Annotated in this window: 13 protein-coding genes; 6 read left to right on the forward strand and 7 right to left on the reverse strand. The window is 73.2% G+C overall.

Features of this window, described 5'->3' with window-relative positions; translation table 11 throughout:
• The first annotated feature begins 178 nt into the window (after positions 1–178).
• A complete protein-coding gene (gene paaK, locus ACI2LY_RS20095; RefSeq protein WP_404708331.1) occupies positions 179–1,474 on the forward strand; it encodes a phenylacetate--CoA ligase PaaK in 1,296 nt (431 codons plus the stop codon).
• Here paaK and ACI2LY_RS20100 read toward each other — a convergent pair.
• Positions 1,471–2,964: a fatty acyl-CoA synthetase gene (locus ACI2LY_RS20100; protein ID WP_404708332.1), complete on the reverse strand. Its 1,494-nt coding sequence runs from the start codon at positions 2,962–2,964 to the stop codon at positions 1,471–1,473. The two genes, paaK and ACI2LY_RS20100, sit on opposite strands and share 4 nt — an antisense overlap.
• Before the next feature lie 55 nt (positions 2,965–3,019).
• On the reverse strand, positions 3,020–4,579 hold the full coding sequence (locus tag ACI2LY_RS20105; RefSeq protein ID WP_404708333.1) for a phytoene desaturase family protein: 1,560 nt from the start codon (positions 4,577–4,579) through the stop codon (positions 3,020–3,022).
• Between the two features lie 175 nt (positions 4,580–4,754).
• Here ACI2LY_RS20105 and ACI2LY_RS20110 point away from each other — a divergent pair, with 175 nt between their 5' ends.
• Entirely contained in the window at positions 4,755–6,008 is a 1,254-nt protein-coding gene (locus ACI2LY_RS20110; RefSeq protein ID WP_404708334.1) for a HEAT repeat domain-containing protein, read from the forward strand.
• Positions 6,009–6,078: 70 nt separating this feature from the next.
• On the opposite strand, the gene ACI2LY_RS20115 is transcribed toward ACI2LY_RS20110, so the two are convergent.
• From ACI2LY_RS20115 to ACI2LY_RS20125, 3 genes are all read right to left on the reverse strand, one after another.
• The gene (locus tag ACI2LY_RS20115; protein WP_404708335.1) at positions 6,079–6,585 is read right to left on the reverse strand and encodes a hypothetical protein; all 507 of its coding nucleotides are present in this window, start codon (positions 6,583–6,585) and stop codon (positions 6,079–6,081) included.
• Between the two features lie 120 nt (positions 6,586–6,705).
• Complete coding sequence (locus tag ACI2LY_RS20120; RefSeq protein WP_404708336.1) at positions 6,706–7,563, reverse strand: oxygenase MpaB family protein; 858 nt, start codon at positions 7,561–7,563, stop codon at positions 6,706–6,708.
• A gap of 39 nt (positions 7,564–7,602) precedes the next feature.
• A complete protein-coding gene (locus ACI2LY_RS20125) occupies positions 7,603–7,992 on the reverse strand; it encodes a ferredoxin (RefSeq protein WP_404708337.1) in 390 nt (129 codons plus the stop codon).
• Between the two features lie 143 nt (positions 7,993–8,135).
• On the opposite strand from ACI2LY_RS20125, the gene ACI2LY_RS20130 reads away from it, so the two are divergent.
• The gene (locus ACI2LY_RS20130) at positions 8,136–8,501 is read left to right on the forward strand and encodes a DUF6479 family protein (RefSeq protein ID WP_388998084.1); all 366 of its coding nucleotides are present in this window, start codon (positions 8,136–8,138) and stop codon (positions 8,499–8,501) included.
• Between the two features lie 48 nt (positions 8,502–8,549).
• On the opposite strand, the gene ACI2LY_RS20135 is transcribed toward ACI2LY_RS20130, so the two are convergent.
• Entirely contained in the window at positions 8,550–8,999 is a 450-nt protein-coding gene (locus ACI2LY_RS20135; protein ID WP_404708338.1) for an RpiB/LacA/LacB family sugar-phosphate isomerase, read from the reverse strand.
• Positions 9,000–9,139: 140 nt separating this feature from the next.
• On the opposite strand from ACI2LY_RS20135, the gene ACI2LY_RS20140 reads away from it, so the two are divergent.
• From ACI2LY_RS20140 to ACI2LY_RS20150, 3 genes are read left to right on the forward strand one after another with little or no spacing between them, the layout of a single operon-like run.
• Entirely contained in the window at positions 9,140–10,843 is a 1,704-nt protein-coding gene (locus ACI2LY_RS20140) for an ABC transporter ATP-binding protein (RefSeq protein ID WP_404708339.1), read from the forward strand.
• A gap of 26 nt (positions 10,844–10,869) precedes the next feature.
• The gene (locus ACI2LY_RS20145; protein ID WP_404708756.1) at positions 10,870–12,639 is read left to right on the forward strand and encodes an ABC transporter ATP-binding protein; all 1,770 of its coding nucleotides are present in this window, start codon (positions 10,870–10,872) and stop codon (positions 12,637–12,639) included.
• Between the two features lie 52 nt (positions 12,640–12,691).
• Entirely contained in the window at positions 12,692–13,756 is a 1,065-nt protein-coding gene (locus tag ACI2LY_RS20150) for an iron-siderophore ABC transporter substrate-binding protein (protein ID WP_404708340.1), read from the forward strand.
• 57 nt (positions 13,757–13,813) lie between these two features.
• On the opposite strand, the gene ACI2LY_RS20155 is transcribed toward ACI2LY_RS20150, so the two are convergent.
• A complete protein-coding gene (locus ACI2LY_RS20155) occupies positions 13,814–14,029 on the reverse strand; it encodes an MbtH family protein (protein WP_393915204.1) in 216 nt (71 codons plus the stop codon).
• Positions 14,030–14,059: the final 30 nt, after the last annotated feature.

Consider the following 14,059-nt stretch of genomic DNA (forward strand, 5'->3'; position numbering starts at 1 on the left):
GAGGGGGACCTTGGGGCGGGTGGGTGTACGCGGCCGCCGGGCCGCGCGCGGAAAAATCCCGGCCGGCCTCTTGCCCGCGGCGCGATGGGCTGAATTACTGGCCTCGGCAAGATCGACCGAATGATCGGTCGTCCGTATTGCGTGTCGTGCTGCGTGTCGCGTGCGAAGGGATGCCCCGATGGCGGATGAGACGAACCTGCTGGACGCGGGCGAGCGGCTCGGCCCCGAGGAGCTGCGGGAGCTGCAGCTGGAGCGGCTGCGCGCCTCGCTGCGGCACGCCTACGCCCAGGTGCCGTTCTACCGGGAGTCCTTCGACAAGGCGGGGGTGCGCCCCGAGGACTGCCGGTCGCTCGCCGACCTCGCGCACTTCCCCTTCACCACCAAGGCGGACCTGCGGGCGAACTACCCGTACGGGATGTTCGCGGTGCCCCGGGACCGGGTGCGGCGGCTGCACGCGTCCAGTGGGACGACGGGGCTGCCCACGGTGGTCGGCTACACCGACAACGACCTTTCGGTGTGGGCGGACATGGTGGCCCGCTCGATCCGGGCGGCGGGCGGGCGCCCTGGGGACATCGTCCATGTGGCGTACGGCTATGGATTGTTCACCGGAGGACTGGGCGCGCACTATGGGGCCGAGCGGCTGGGCTGCACGGTGGTGCCCGCCTCCGGGGGCATGACGTCCCGGCAGGTGCGGCTGATCCAGGATCTCGGTCCGGGCGTCATCATGGTCACCCCCTCCTACATGCTGACGCTGCTCGACGAGTTCGAGCGGCAGGGTGTGGACCCGCGCTCCACCTCGCTGCGAGTGGGGGTGTTCGGGGCGGAGCCGTGGACGGAGAGCATGCGGCGGGAGATCGAGGAGCGGTTCGCCATCGACGCCGTGGACATCTACGGTCTTTCGGAGGTGATCGGTCCGGGCGTGGCGCAGGAGTGCGTGGAGACCAAGGACGGTCTGCATGTGTGGGAGGACCACTTCTATCCGGAAGTCGTGGACCCGATCACCGGTGAGGTGCTGCCGGAGGGCGAGCGGGGCGAGCTGGTGTTCACCTCGCTGACCAAGGAGGCCATGCCGATCGTCCGCTATCGGACGCGGGACCTGACCCGGCTGCTGCCGGGGACTGCGCGGGTGTTCCGGCGGATGGAGAAGATCACCGGGCGCAGCGACGACATGGTGATCCTGCGCGGGGTCAATCTGTTTCCCACCCAGATCGAGGAGATCGTGCTGCGCACCCCCGGTGTGGCGCCGCACTTCCAGCTCCGGCTGACGCGGGAGGGGCGGATGGACGCGCTCACCGTACGGGCGGAGGCGCGTGCCGGTGCCACGCCGGAGGTGCGGGAGGCGGCGGCCCGGTCGATCGCGGCGGCGGCGAAGGACGGCATCGGGGTGTCGGTGTCCGTGGAGATCGTGGAGCCGGAGTCGCTGGAGCGCTCGGTGGGCAAGATCCGCCGCATCGTGGATCTCCGCCCCCGCTAACCGAGTTGGTCGCGCAGCTCCCGCTTGAGGATCTTGCCGCTGGCGTTGCGCGGGAGGCCGGGCACGAAGTGCACGCGCTTGGGGGCCTTGAAGGCCGGGAGTTGCTCGCGGACGTGGGCGATCAGCGCGTCCTCGGTGACCTCGCCCCGGGTCACGACGACGGCGGTGACGGCTTCGATCCAGCGCTCGTCGGGCAGCCCGATCACGGCGGCCTCGGCGACCGCGTCGTGGGTGTAGAGGGCGTCCTCGACCTGGCGGGAGGCGACCAGGACGCCGCCGGAGTTGATGACGTCCTTCACCCGGTCGACGATCGTGAAGTAGCCGTCGGCGTCCCGGACCGCGAGGTCGCCGGAGTGGAACCAGCCGTCGCGGAAGGCGTCGGCGCTCTCCTCGGGCTTGTCCCAGTAGCCCTCGCAGAGCTGGGGCGAGCGGTAGACGATCTCGCCGGGGGTGCCGTCGGGCACCTCCGCGCCCTCCTCGTCCACCACGCGGGCGTCGACGAACAGCACGGTACGGCCGCAGGAGTCGAGGCGGCCCTTGTGCTCGTTCGGGGCGAGGACGGTGGCGAGCGGGCCGATCTCGCTCTGTCCGAAGCAGTTGTAGAAGGCGAGCTTGGGCAGGCGTTCGCGCAGCCGCTCCAGGACGGGCACCGGCATGATCGAGGCGCCGTAGTACGCCTTGCGCAGGCCGCTCAGGTCGCGGTCGGCGAAGTCGGGGCGGGCCGCGAGCGCGATCCAGACGGTGGGCGGGGCGAACAGGCTGTCGCAGCGGCCCGCTTCGACCAGGTCGAGGAGGCGGTCGCCGTCGGGGGCGTCGAGGATCGTGTTGGTGGCGCCGACCGCGAGGTAGGGCAGCAGGAAGACGTGCAGCTGCGCCGAGTGGTAGAGCGGCAGCGCGTGCACGGGGAGGTCACCGGCGCTCAGGTCGAGGGCGGTGATGGCGCTGAGGTACTCGTGGACGAGCGCCCGGTGGGTCATCATCGCGCCCTTGGGCAGCGCGGTGGTGCCGGAGGTGTAGAGCAGTTGGACGAGGTCCTCGGTACGCGGCTCGGGCCCGTCGTACGGCTCGGTGTCGGCCAGCCGGGCGAGGAGGGAGTCGTCGGCGTCGCGCAGCGGGAGGGTGCGGGTCTCTGCCGGGAGCCGGTCGGCGAGGGCGGGGTCGGTGAGGGTGAGGGCGCTGCCGGACTGGTCGAGCAGGTAGCCGAGGTCGGCTCCGGTCAGGTTCTGGTTGACGGGGACGTGGACGAGGCCCGCGCGGGCGCAGCCGAGGAAGGCGAGGAGGTAGGCGTCGGAGTTGTGCCCGTAGGCGGCGACCCGGTCGCCCTTCTCCAGTCCCTCGGCCAGCAGCAGAGCGGCGGCTCGGGAGACGGCGTCGTCCAGTTCCGCGTAGGTCCAGGTGCGTTCGGCGTACTTGAGCGCCACGCGGGCCGGGGTGCGGCGGGCGCTGCGGCGCAGCACCCCGTCGACGGTGCTGCCGTGTCCCTGTGTCATGAGAGCCGATCCTCGGGCCGGGCCGTCCCGAGGTCAAGATCTTCGGCGGTGGCCGTCACTCCTCCAGCACGGCCATCGCCGCGTTGTGTCCCGGTACTCCGCTGACCCCGCCGCCGCGCACCGCGCCCGCGCCGCACAGCAGGACGTTGGCGTGCCGGGTCTCCACGCCCCAGCGGCCGGTGCCGTCCTGGGCGTAGGGCCAGGTGAGGGCACGGTGGAAGATGTTGCCGCCGGGCAGGCCGAGGTCGCGTTCCAGGTCGAGCGGGGTCTTGGCCTCGATGCAGGGGCGGCCGTCGGCGTCGGTGGCCAGGCAGTCCGCGAGGGGTTCGGCGAGGTGGGCGTCGAGCTGGGCGAGGGTGGACTTCAGGAGTTCCTCGCGCACGGCGTCGTTGTCGTGGGCGAAGAGGCGGGCGGGGGTGTGCAGGCCGAAGAGGGTGAGGGTCTGGTAGCCGCGTTCGGCGAGGTCGGGGCCGAGGATGGTGGGGTCGGTCAGGGAGTGGCAGTAGATCTCCGAGGGCGGGGCGCTGGGGAGTCGGCCCGCGGCGGCCTCGGTGTGGGCGGTGGCGAGCTGCTGGTAGCCCTCGGCGATGTGGAAGGTCCCGGCGAACGCCTCGCGCGGGTCGACGGAGCTGTCCTTGAGCCGGGGCAGCCGCTTCAGCAGCATGTTCACCTTGAGCTGCGCGCCCTCGGCGGGCTCGGGTGCCAAGTCGCCGGTGAGGGCGGCAAGTTCGCGCGGGGAGGCGTTGACGAGGACGTGCCGGGCGGCGGCGACGCCCTCGCCGTCGGCGGTGCGGTAGGTGACCTCGGCGGTGCGGCCGTCGGTGTCGATCCGGATCGCCTCGTGCCCGGTGGCGATCTCGGCCCCGGCCGCGCGGGCCGCCCCGGCGAGCGCGTCGGTGAGGGCACCCATGCCGCCGACGGGGACGTCCCAGGCGCCGGTGCCGCCGCCGATGACGTGGTAGAGGAAGCAGCGGTTCTGGGCCAGGGAAGGGTCGTGGGCGTCGGCGAAGGTGCCGATCAGCGCGTCGGTGAGGACGACGCCCCGGACCAGGTCGTCGTGGAAGTTCTCCTCGACGGCGACCCCGATCGGCTCCTCGAACAGGGCCCGCCAGGCTGCCTCGTCGGCGACGCGGGTGCGCAACTCGGCCCGGCTGGGCAGCGGTTCGGTGAGGGTGGGGAAGACCCGCCGGGCGACCTCGCCGGTCATGCCGTAGAAGCGCTGCCAGGCGGTGAACTCACGCTCATCCCCAGTCAGTTCGGCGAAGGCCCGCCGGGTGCGCTCCTCGCCGCCCCCGACGAGCAGCCCGGTGGCGCGGCCGCCGCGCTCGACGGGGGTGTACGAGGAGATGGTGCGGCCCTGGACCCGGAAGTCCAGCCCGAGGTCCCGGACGATCTTGTCCGGCAGCAGGCTGACGAGGTACGAGTACCGCGACAGCCGGGCATCGACCCCGGCGAACGGCCTGCTGGACACCGCCGCGCCCCCGGTGTTGCCGAGGCGCTCCAGCAACAGGACCGAGCGCCCGGCACGGGCCAGATAGGCGGCCGCGACCAGGCCGTTGTGTCCCCCGCCGACGATCACGGCGTCGTACGTCCGGGTTCCCTCGTGTGCAGGCATGGTTCTTGGTAGCACGGTTGATCTTCGTGGGGTAGGGGTGTGCGGCGGCTGGTGTCCTGGCCGGGAACGTTCACCGGGTTGGCGATGGTGAGTGCCCACACCCGGCGCTCCACCTGATCATCGCTGCCGACTATTCTGTGCGCAGGGGCTGATCAGGCACCGGGGAGTGGGGGCCATGCCTGGGGCTGAGGACCATCTGGTCGGGGCGGTGCGCGCAGGCCGCGCGCACCGCGTGCGGGAGCTTCTGTGGGCGGGCGCCGACCCGGAGACCGCGGACGCCGACGGCACTCCTGTGCTGTGCCTCTCCGTCGCCGCGTTCGACAGATACGTCACGGAAGCTCTGCTGGACGCAGGCGCCGATCCGCTCCGGCCGCTGCCCGACGGGACCACACCGCTGCTGCGGGCCGTCACCTCCGGCAACGCCGGCGTCACCGCCGCCATGCTCGTACGAGCCGCGGACCGGCTCGCGAAGGAGGACCGGGAGGGCCTCCTGGCCTGCGCGCGCCGCTGGGCCGACACCGGTGCGGAGGCCGGACTCGGCCACACGACCGGCTCCACCGGCCCGGCCAGTCGCCGCAGGATCATGGATTGGTACCACCCCGCCGAGTACGACGTGATCACGCTCGGTGGGGAGAGCGTGTACGACGGTCAGTCCGCCGTGCTCACCTGTCTCGAGGCGCGGTTCGGGGTGCGCCGGTCGTTCGAGGAGCTACTTGCCCGGGCACTGGCCCGCGCCGATGGAAGCCACGCCGACTGGTCGGAGGCCACAGCCGTGCTGGGCGGTCGGCTGGACGACGAGACCTGGGAAGCGGCCCTGGTCCTGCGTGCGGACCCCGACCCGCTGCGTCGGCTGTTCGCCGCGGATGTCGTCTGGCATTTCGTCCTCACCGACAGTCCGCCCCAGTCAGGGGAATACCCGTTCGAGCGGCGGGCGCTGGACGTCCTCCTGCCGTGGGCCGTCGGGGAGACGGACCCGGCGGTGCTCGCATCAGTACTGAACGGGCTGAGCGAACTCGAGGACCCGAGGACCGAAGAGGTCGCGCTGGCCCACCGCACGCACCCCGACCCCCGGGTGCGCACGAAGGTGCCGGGGGCGCTGCGCAGGACGCGCCACGCCTTCACCCACCCCAAGGCGTGGGAGGTGCTCGCCGCGCTCGCCCGCGACCCCGACGCCCGCGTCCGGGCGACCGTGTGCGAGCACCTCTACGAATTCGAAGGCCGCGGCCTCGCCGCCGCCGACATCCTGGCCGGGTTCCTCCACGAGGACGACCAGCTGGTCCGCATCAAGGCCGTCAGCGGCCTCGCCAACGCCGATGACCCCCGCTGCGTGGAGGGTGCCCGTCTGATCGGTCCGGTCGATCGGACGGAGTGGCCGGACACCTGGCTGCTGGACGCTGTATGGCGCTACGAGCAGCGCCGCGGCGGCTAGGGCATGTCTTCGAGCGGCGGGGTGCCGGGTGAGTGCGCACCCAGGCTCCGGCGGATCGGCCGGACAGGTCCTAGTCGGCGCAGCCCGCGCCGTCGTCGCTGCCGTCGGCGTTGGAGCCGACGGTCACCTCGTAGCCGATGCCCTTGCCGGGGTCGGGGGCGGGTGTCCAGGCGCCGAGTTGGAAGTCGACGGCGAGCAGTAGGTGACGGCCGTCGGTGGTGCGGGTCCAGCAGGCGGCGTCGGCGCGGGAGTCGGTCTCGCGGCGCCAGCCCTGGGCGGCGACGGTGCGGGCGTAGTGCTCGACGACCGCCTGGCGGGTGCCGGTGAAGGTGTAGACGCGGTCCGCGTGCACCCAGGCCGGGCCCGGGCTGTCGTCGTCGCAGCCGGTGGAGACGCCCTCGGGGTCGGTGGCACCGTCAGGGGGCGAGGACAGCACCGGCTGGGCCGCGAGGTCCTTGCGCACGGCGTCGGAACCGTCGCAGCTCCCGCCGCTCTGGACGAGGGAGCACCCGCTGAGCAGGGCGGCGGGCAGCACGAGAGCCGCGGCGAGGGCGGTGCGGTGGAGGGTGGGGAACAACTCTGCTCCTGGGCTGGAAGGGTGACTGCCGACGGAGTAGAGATCTTGGAGCAGCGGGCCTCGGTTGGGCCAGTCCCTCGGGGCTGCCGCAACGGGCGCTGTTCTCAACGGCCTTGGGATCTAGTGGGGCACGCGGGACGGATGGGGGCGGGCGGACGGGCCCAGGTCGGCGACCGCGTGCAGGAGGTGGCGGGGTGGGGTCTGGTGGCGTAGGGGGCCGGGGATGGCGCGGAGGAGGGTGGCCGTGGTGCGGAGGTGGCGGGTGACGGTGGCGGGTGGGGGTGCGGGGCGGGCGTACAGGGTGTGGGCCCAGGTGGGGAGGGAGGCGTAGGCGAGGTCGGCGACGTGGCGCCAGAGGAGGGCGCAGGCCGGGAGCAGGAGGGGGTGGATCGGTGGGCGGCGCAGGAAGTCGTCGACCTCGCGGGCCTCGGGTCCGGCGGACAGTTCGGGGCGGACCTTGTCGAAGTAGGCGTCGAGGGCGGCGCGGTCGGCGGGGACGTCGGCCGGGTCGAGGCCGACCAGGCGGGCGCTGACGCGGTGCTCGGCGAGGTAGCGGTCGGCCTGTGCGCCGGTGAGGGGGAATCCGGAGCGGCGCAGGACGTACAGATAGGAGCTGATCTCGGCGCAGTGCACCCAGAGCAGCAGTTCCGGTTCGCCGATCCCGTAGCGCTCGCCGGTGGCGGGGTCGGTGGCGGTGAGCATGCCGTGGATCTTGCGTACGCGCTCTCCGGCGCGTTCGGCGTCCGCGGTGGTGCCGTAGGTCGTGACGCCGACGAAATCGGCGGTGCGCAGCAGTCGACCCCAGGCGTCGCGCCGGAAGTCGGAGTTCTGCAGGACGCCGCGTACCGCGCGCGGGTGCAGGGCCTGGAGGTAGAGGGCGCGGATTCCGGCGATCCACATCATCGGGTCGCCGTGCAGCTGCCAGGTCACCGAGGCGGGGGTGAACAGGCCGGGATCGCGTGCCCGCGCGTCGTCCATGCCCGCAGGCTACGCCGTGCGCCGCACGCGGAGACAGGGTCAGGCGAGGGCCGCCATGAAGTCCACGCACGCCTGGGCGCAGGCGCGGCAGGCGGTGGCGGCGTTCTCGGCGCCGGGCTGGCCGTCGAACGCCTCGGCGGCCTCGACGCACAGCGAGCGGCACCATTCCAGCTGGAGTCGGATCTCGTCCTCGGTGCCCTCGCCGTCCGCGCGGCCCTCCTCGGACAGCGCGCGGCACGTGGTGTCGCACACCTCGGCGCACATGATGCCGAGGCGCCGGGCGCGCTCCTGTCCGGCGGTGCCGTACGAGCCGACGAGGCTGGCGCGCACCGCGCAGGCCCGCGCGCAGTCGGAGCACGCCTGGGCGCAGGCGAACCGGTCTTCGAGGAACTGGTAGAGCTGCTCTCGTGAGGGGGGCGGAGGTGTCACACGGGGCGGGTAGCCGGGGGCGCGGCGGCGTAAACGCGTGGGCAACGGCCCGGTGGGCGCCGGAGGTTCCAGGGCACGGCCGGTACGCGAACGGCCACACAAAGTGTCCGATTCGTACTGTTTGTACGGGGTACACAGCTGTTATGGACACCGCAATGACACAGTTGGCGGCACCGAGCGGGCTGATCAGCCTGGTGCTCTTCGTCGTGGCCGTTGGCGTGCTGGCGTTGCTCGCGGGCGGCTTCTGGATCAACAGCCGGATCAAGGACAGGGAGCCGCTTCGCCCCAGCGCCGAGGAGCAGCCGCATCTTCCCCCGGAGGGGCGGACCCGGGAGGTCCAGGAGAATCGCGAGCCGGACGAGATCCCGCGCACCCCCAAGGGCGGGCGCGCACTCACCCCGTACGAACTCACCAACATGGGGACGAAGACCAGCGAGAACAAGGACCGTCCGCGCTGGAGCAAGGGGTCGAGCGGCTCCTTCGGCGGGGGTGGCCTGGGCGCCCACTGACCAGCCCGGACACCCTCCGAGCGGAGGGCCCCGGCACCATGGACCGTCTCAGCGTGGCCGTGCGTCGAGCGAGTCGACGTGGGCCACGTTGCGGCGGTCCTCCTCGTCCTGGCTCGGCGCGGCCGCGAACCAGGCGTCGAGGATCTCCTTCAGCAGCGGCTCCGAAGTGAGCCGCAGGCTGAGCGCCAGGACGTTGGCGTCGTTCCAGCGGCGCGCGCCGTCCGCCGTGGCGGCGTCCGCGCAGAGCGCCGCGCGCACCCCCGGCACCTTGTTCGCGGCGATCGAGGCGCCGGTGCCGGTCCAGCAGCAGACGACCGCCTGCTCGGCCGACCCCTCGGCCACCTCCCGCGCGGCGGCCGCCGAGCACACCGCCCACTGAGGGTCGGCCCCGGCCCGCAGCGCGCCGTGCTCGCGCACCTCGTGGCCCCGGCCGCGCAGCTCCGCCACGAGGAGACGGGCCACGGGTTCGTCCATGTCGGAGGAGACGGAGATCCGCACGGGTCACTCCCTTTTTCGTTTCACCTGTTCAGGCCCCCACGCTACCCAACTCGGCCCCTCAGGCCGACAGATGGGATTGACGCCACCTCTTTTACTTAGAGTAGCCTTGCCTAAGTTGACCGGTTTCCGGAGGGTGGCTGGTGGGATCAGGGGAACCGTCGGGGCGCGATGTCCTGACACGCTCGGTCAGGGGGCAGGCGCGGCGCGTCGCGCTCGGCGCGGGGTTCGGCTGTGTGCACCAGCTGGGGGAAGCCCTGGTCCCGGTGCTCATCGGCGTCGTCATCGACCAGGCCGTGGCCGGGCAGGACGCCGGGCGGCTGCTCGGGTGGCTGGGGGCGCTCGCGGTCATGTACGTGGTCCTGTCCTGGAGCTTCCGGCTGGGCGCGCGCTCGGGTGAGCGCGCCGCCGAGGAGGCCGCGCACACGCTGCGGCTCGCGGTGGTGCGCCGGGTACTGGACCCGCGCGGCGGCGCGGAGGCGGGGCTGCTCCCCGGCGAGCTGGCGAACGTGGCCACCGAGGACGCCAAGCGGGTCGGCGCGGTCAACATGGCGCTGATGAGCGGCATATGGGCCGTCGCCGGTATCGCGGTGAGCGCGGTCGCGCTGCTGGTCACGTCCGTGCCGCTGGGGCTGATCGTGCTGGTCGGCACCCCGGTGCTGCTGTGGCTGGGGCATCTGCTCAGCAAGCCGCTGGAGCGGCGCAGCGAGGCCGAGCAGGACCGGGCCGCGCACGCCTCGGGGGTGGCCGCCGACCTGGTGGCCGGGCTACGGGTGCTGAAGGGGCTGGGCGCCGAGCGGGCCGCCGTGGAGCGGTACCGCCGCACCAGCCGGGTGTCGCTGGCGGCGACGCTGCGCGCGGCCCGCGCCGAATCCTGGCAGACCGGGCTCGTGCTGGCCCTGACCGGCGGCTTCATCGCGCTCATCGCCCTGGTGGGCGGGCGGCTGGCCCTCGAAGGGTCGCTGTCGCTGGGCCAGTTGGTGTCGGCGGTGGGACTGGCGCTGTTCCTGCTGGGCCCGTTGGAGACCTTCGCCTGGGTGAACGCCGAGCTGGCACAGGGACGCGCCTCCGCCGCCCGGATCGCCGGGGTGCTGTCCGCCGCGCCGGGTGTGAGCGGCGGTGACGACGCGGTGCCGGAGCCGGTCCGCGGCGCGCTGCGGCTGCGCGGGGTCCGGCTCGGTGGCCCGGAGAGCGTCGACCTCGATCTGCCGGCCGGGCTCCTGACCGGGATCGCGGTGACCGACCCGGCCGGTGCCGAGGCCCTGCTGCGGCTCCTGGGCCGGGAGGCGGACCCGGAGACGGGTTCCGTCGAGCTGGACGGCGTACCCCTGACCCGGCTGGACCCGGCCGCGCTGCGGGCGTCTGTGCTGGTTGCCGCCCACGATGCGGCCCTGTTCGGCGGGTCGCTTGCGGCGAACGTGACACCGGGTGGAGAAACGGAGGGGCCGGACCCGCTCACCGAGCGCGTGCTCGCCGCCGCCCGCGTGGACGAGGTGGCCCGCTCCCTGCCGCACGGCACCGCCACCGAAGTCGGCGAGGGCGGCCGCTCCCTCTCCGGCGGCCAGCGCCAACGCGTGCTGCTGGCAAGGGCGTTGCGCGCCGAGCCGCCCGTACTGGTGCTGCACGATCCGACCACCGCCGTAGACGCGGTGACCGAGGCGCGGATCGCGAAGGGGCTGCGGGAGCTACGGCGGGGCCGCACCACGGTCGTGGTGACCAACAGCCCCGCGCTGCTCGCCGTCACCGACCGCGTCGTCCTCATCGACGGCGGCCGGATCGGCGCCGAGGGCACCCATGAACAGCTCGTCCGGGCGGACGCCGACTACCGGACGGCGGTGCTCGCGTGACCACGAAGCCGACCATCAAGCCGACCATGGACGGGGCCGACGACTCGGCGCTCCTCCCCACCGCCACCCCCGCCCGCACCCGTGCCGTGGTGCGTGAACTGCTGCGCCCTCACCGGAGGTTGGCGTTCGCCGGGTTCGGGCTGCTGGTGCTGGCCACCTCCGTGGGGCTGATCACCCAGCCGCTGCTGGGGTACATCGTGGACCTGGTCACCGAACACCGCGCGCCGGGCTCGCTGACCTGGCCGGTGGCCGCGCTGACCGGGGTGGCGGTGGCGCAGGGCGTACTGACCGCGCTCGGCATGTCGCTGGTGTCCCGGCTCGGCGAGACCGTGCTCGCCCGGCTGCGCGAACTCTTCGTGGAGCGGGCCCTCGCGCTGCCGCTGGAGCGGGTGGAGCGGGCGGGCTCCGGCGACCTGAACGCCCGTGTCACCCGCGACGTCTCCCGGGTCGCGGACGCGGTGCGCGGGGCGCTGCCCGAGCTGGCCCGCTCGGCGCTGTCGATCGTGCTGACCCTGGGCGCGCTGGCCCTGCTGGACTGGCGGTTCCTGCTGGCCGCGCTGCTCGCCGTACCGGTGCAGGCGCACACCGCTCGCTGGTACGTGCGCAACGCGGTCCCGCTGTACGGCCGCGAGCGGATCGCGGCCGGGGCACAGCAGCAGCAGTTGCTGGACACCATCGGCGGCGCCCGGACGGTACGCGCGCACCGGCTCCAGGACGGCCACACCGAGCGGGTGACCGTCCGTTCGCGGGCCGCGGTCGAGCTGACGATGCGCGGGGTGAGGCTGGTGCTGCGCTTCTACTCCCGGCTGCACGTCGCGGAGTACCTGGGCCTGGCCGCCGTGCTGGTCACCGGGTTCCTGCTGGTGCGCTCCGGTTCGGCATCGGTGGGAACGGCCACGGCGGCCGCCCTGTACTTCCACAGCCTCTTCGGCCCGGTCAACACCGCGCTGGTGCTGCTGGATGACGCCCAGTCCGCGACGGCCGGACTGGCCCGCCTGGTCGGCGTGGTGGACGAGCCCGCGACGGAGGAGGCCGGAGCAGCTGAGCTTGCGGCACCCGTCCCGTCGGTGACGCTCACCGGGGTCTCGCACGCCTACGTGCCGGGCCGTCCGGTGCTGCACGGGGTGGACCTCGAGGTGCGGCCCAAGGAGCGGGTCGCGCTGGTGGGCACCACGGGCGCGGGCAAGACGACGCTGGCCAAGCTGGTGGCCGGGCTGCACTCCCCCACGGCGGGCCGTGTCGACATCGGCGGCGCCGGACCGGACGTCTCCGGCCGTCTGGTGGGGCTGGTGACCCAGGAGGTCCATGTCTTCGCCGGGCCCCTCGCCGACGATCTGCGGCTGGCCCGCCCGGACGCGAGCGACGAGGAGTTGCGCGAGGCGCTGACGGCGGTGGGCGCCCTGGGCTGGGCCGAGGCGCTGCCCGAGGGGCTGGACACGGTCGTCGGCGACGGCGGGCACCGGCTCACCGCCGACCGCGCCCAGCAGCTCGCGCTGGCCCGGCTACTGCTCGCCGACCGGCCCGTGGTCGTCCTGGACGAGGCGACGGCGGAGGCGGGCAGTTCGGGCGCCCGGCTGCTGGACGAGGCCGCCGAGCGCGCGCTGCGCGGCCGTACCGCGCTCGTCGTCGCCCACCGGCTCAGCCAGGCGGCCGCCGCCGACCGGATCGTCGTCCTGAGCGACGGCCGGGTGGCGGAGAGCGGCACGCACGCCGAACTCCTCGCCGCCGACGGCGCGTACGCCGCCCTGTGGCACGCCTGGTCCGGCAGCCGCTCCCCCGCCGAGGCGGGCCCCTGACCCCGCAACCCCCACGCGCAGGACCTTTCGACCCCGAAGAGAAGGATCACCGATGCCCCGCGCCACCAGAGCCTCCCGGCTGACCGGCCTGCTCACCTCCGTACTCCTGCTCGCGGTGACCGCGGTCGCCTGCGGCTCCTCCGACTCCGGCTCGGACGCGTCCGGCTCCGGCGCCAAGGGCTCCGCGAGCACCGCGTTCCCGGTGACGATCGCCCACAAGTACGGCAGTACGACGATCAAGTCCGAGCCGAAGCGGATCGTCACCGTCGGCCTGACCGACCAGGACGCCGTGCTCGCGCTGGGCAAGGTGCCGGTGGGCACGACCGAGTGGCTGGGCGGCTACCAGGGCGCCATCGGGCCCTGGGCGAAGGACAAGCTGGGCTCCTCCCCCGCGCCGACCGTCCTGAAGGACACCGGTACCGGCCCCCAGGTGGAGAAGATCGCCGCGCTGCGCCCCGATCTGATCCTGGCCGTCTACTCGGGGCTGACCAAGTCGCAGTACACGAACCTGTCGAAGTTCGCGCCGGTGGTGGCTCAGCCGAAGGAGTTCAACGACTTCGGGGTGCCGTGGCAGCGGCAGACCGAGGTGATCGGCCAGGCGCTCGGCACGGAGACCGAGGCGAAGAAGCTGGTGGCGGGCGTGCAGGGCAAGTTCGCCGCGGCCCTTGAGGCCAACCCGGGCTTCGCGAAGTCGGCGGCGGTGGTGGCCACTCCGTACGAGGGCACGTTCGTGTTCGGCAGCCAGGACCCGCGCTCCCGGCTGCTGTCCGACCTCGGGTTCGCGCTGCCGAAGGACCTGGACAAGGTGATCGGGGACAAGTTCGGCGCCAACATCAGCAAGGAGCGTCTCGACCTGCTCGACCAGGGCGTGGCCCTCTGGATCGTGCCGGACCTCACCACCGCCGTCACCAAGCTGCACCGTGACCCGGTGTACGGCGATCTCGACGTGGTGAAGCAGGGCCGCGAGGTGTTCGTGAAGGAGACCAGCGACTACGGCAACGCGGTCTCGCTGTCCACGGTGCTGAGCATTCCCTACGTCCTGGACCGCCTGGTCCCGCAGCTCGCGGCCGCGTCGGACGGCAAGCCCGCGACGAAGGTGGGGCAGCCCGCGTCCTGACGCGCTCGGCATGCGGAAGGGGGCGGACCCGGGCCGGGTCCGCCCCCCTTTCGCGTGTCAGGCTCCGTCGGCCATGGCCTGGATCAGGCTCTTGGGGCGCATGTCCGTCCAGTGGGTCTCGATGTGGTCGAGGCAGTCCTGGCGGGGCGCGGGGCCGTGGACGACGGTCCAGCCGGGCGGGACGGCGACGAAGTCGGGCCACAGGCTGTGCTGGCCCTCGTCGTTGACGAGGACGGTGTAGACGCCGTCGGGGTTCTCGAACGGGTTGCTCATGGCGGGCTCCTTGCCTTCCGGTCGGGGTGG

This window comes from Streptomyces sp. NPDC002176 (assembly GCF_044903645.1).
Classification (GTDB): domain Bacteria; phylum Actinomycetota; class Actinomycetes; order Streptomycetales; family Streptomycetaceae; genus Streptomyces.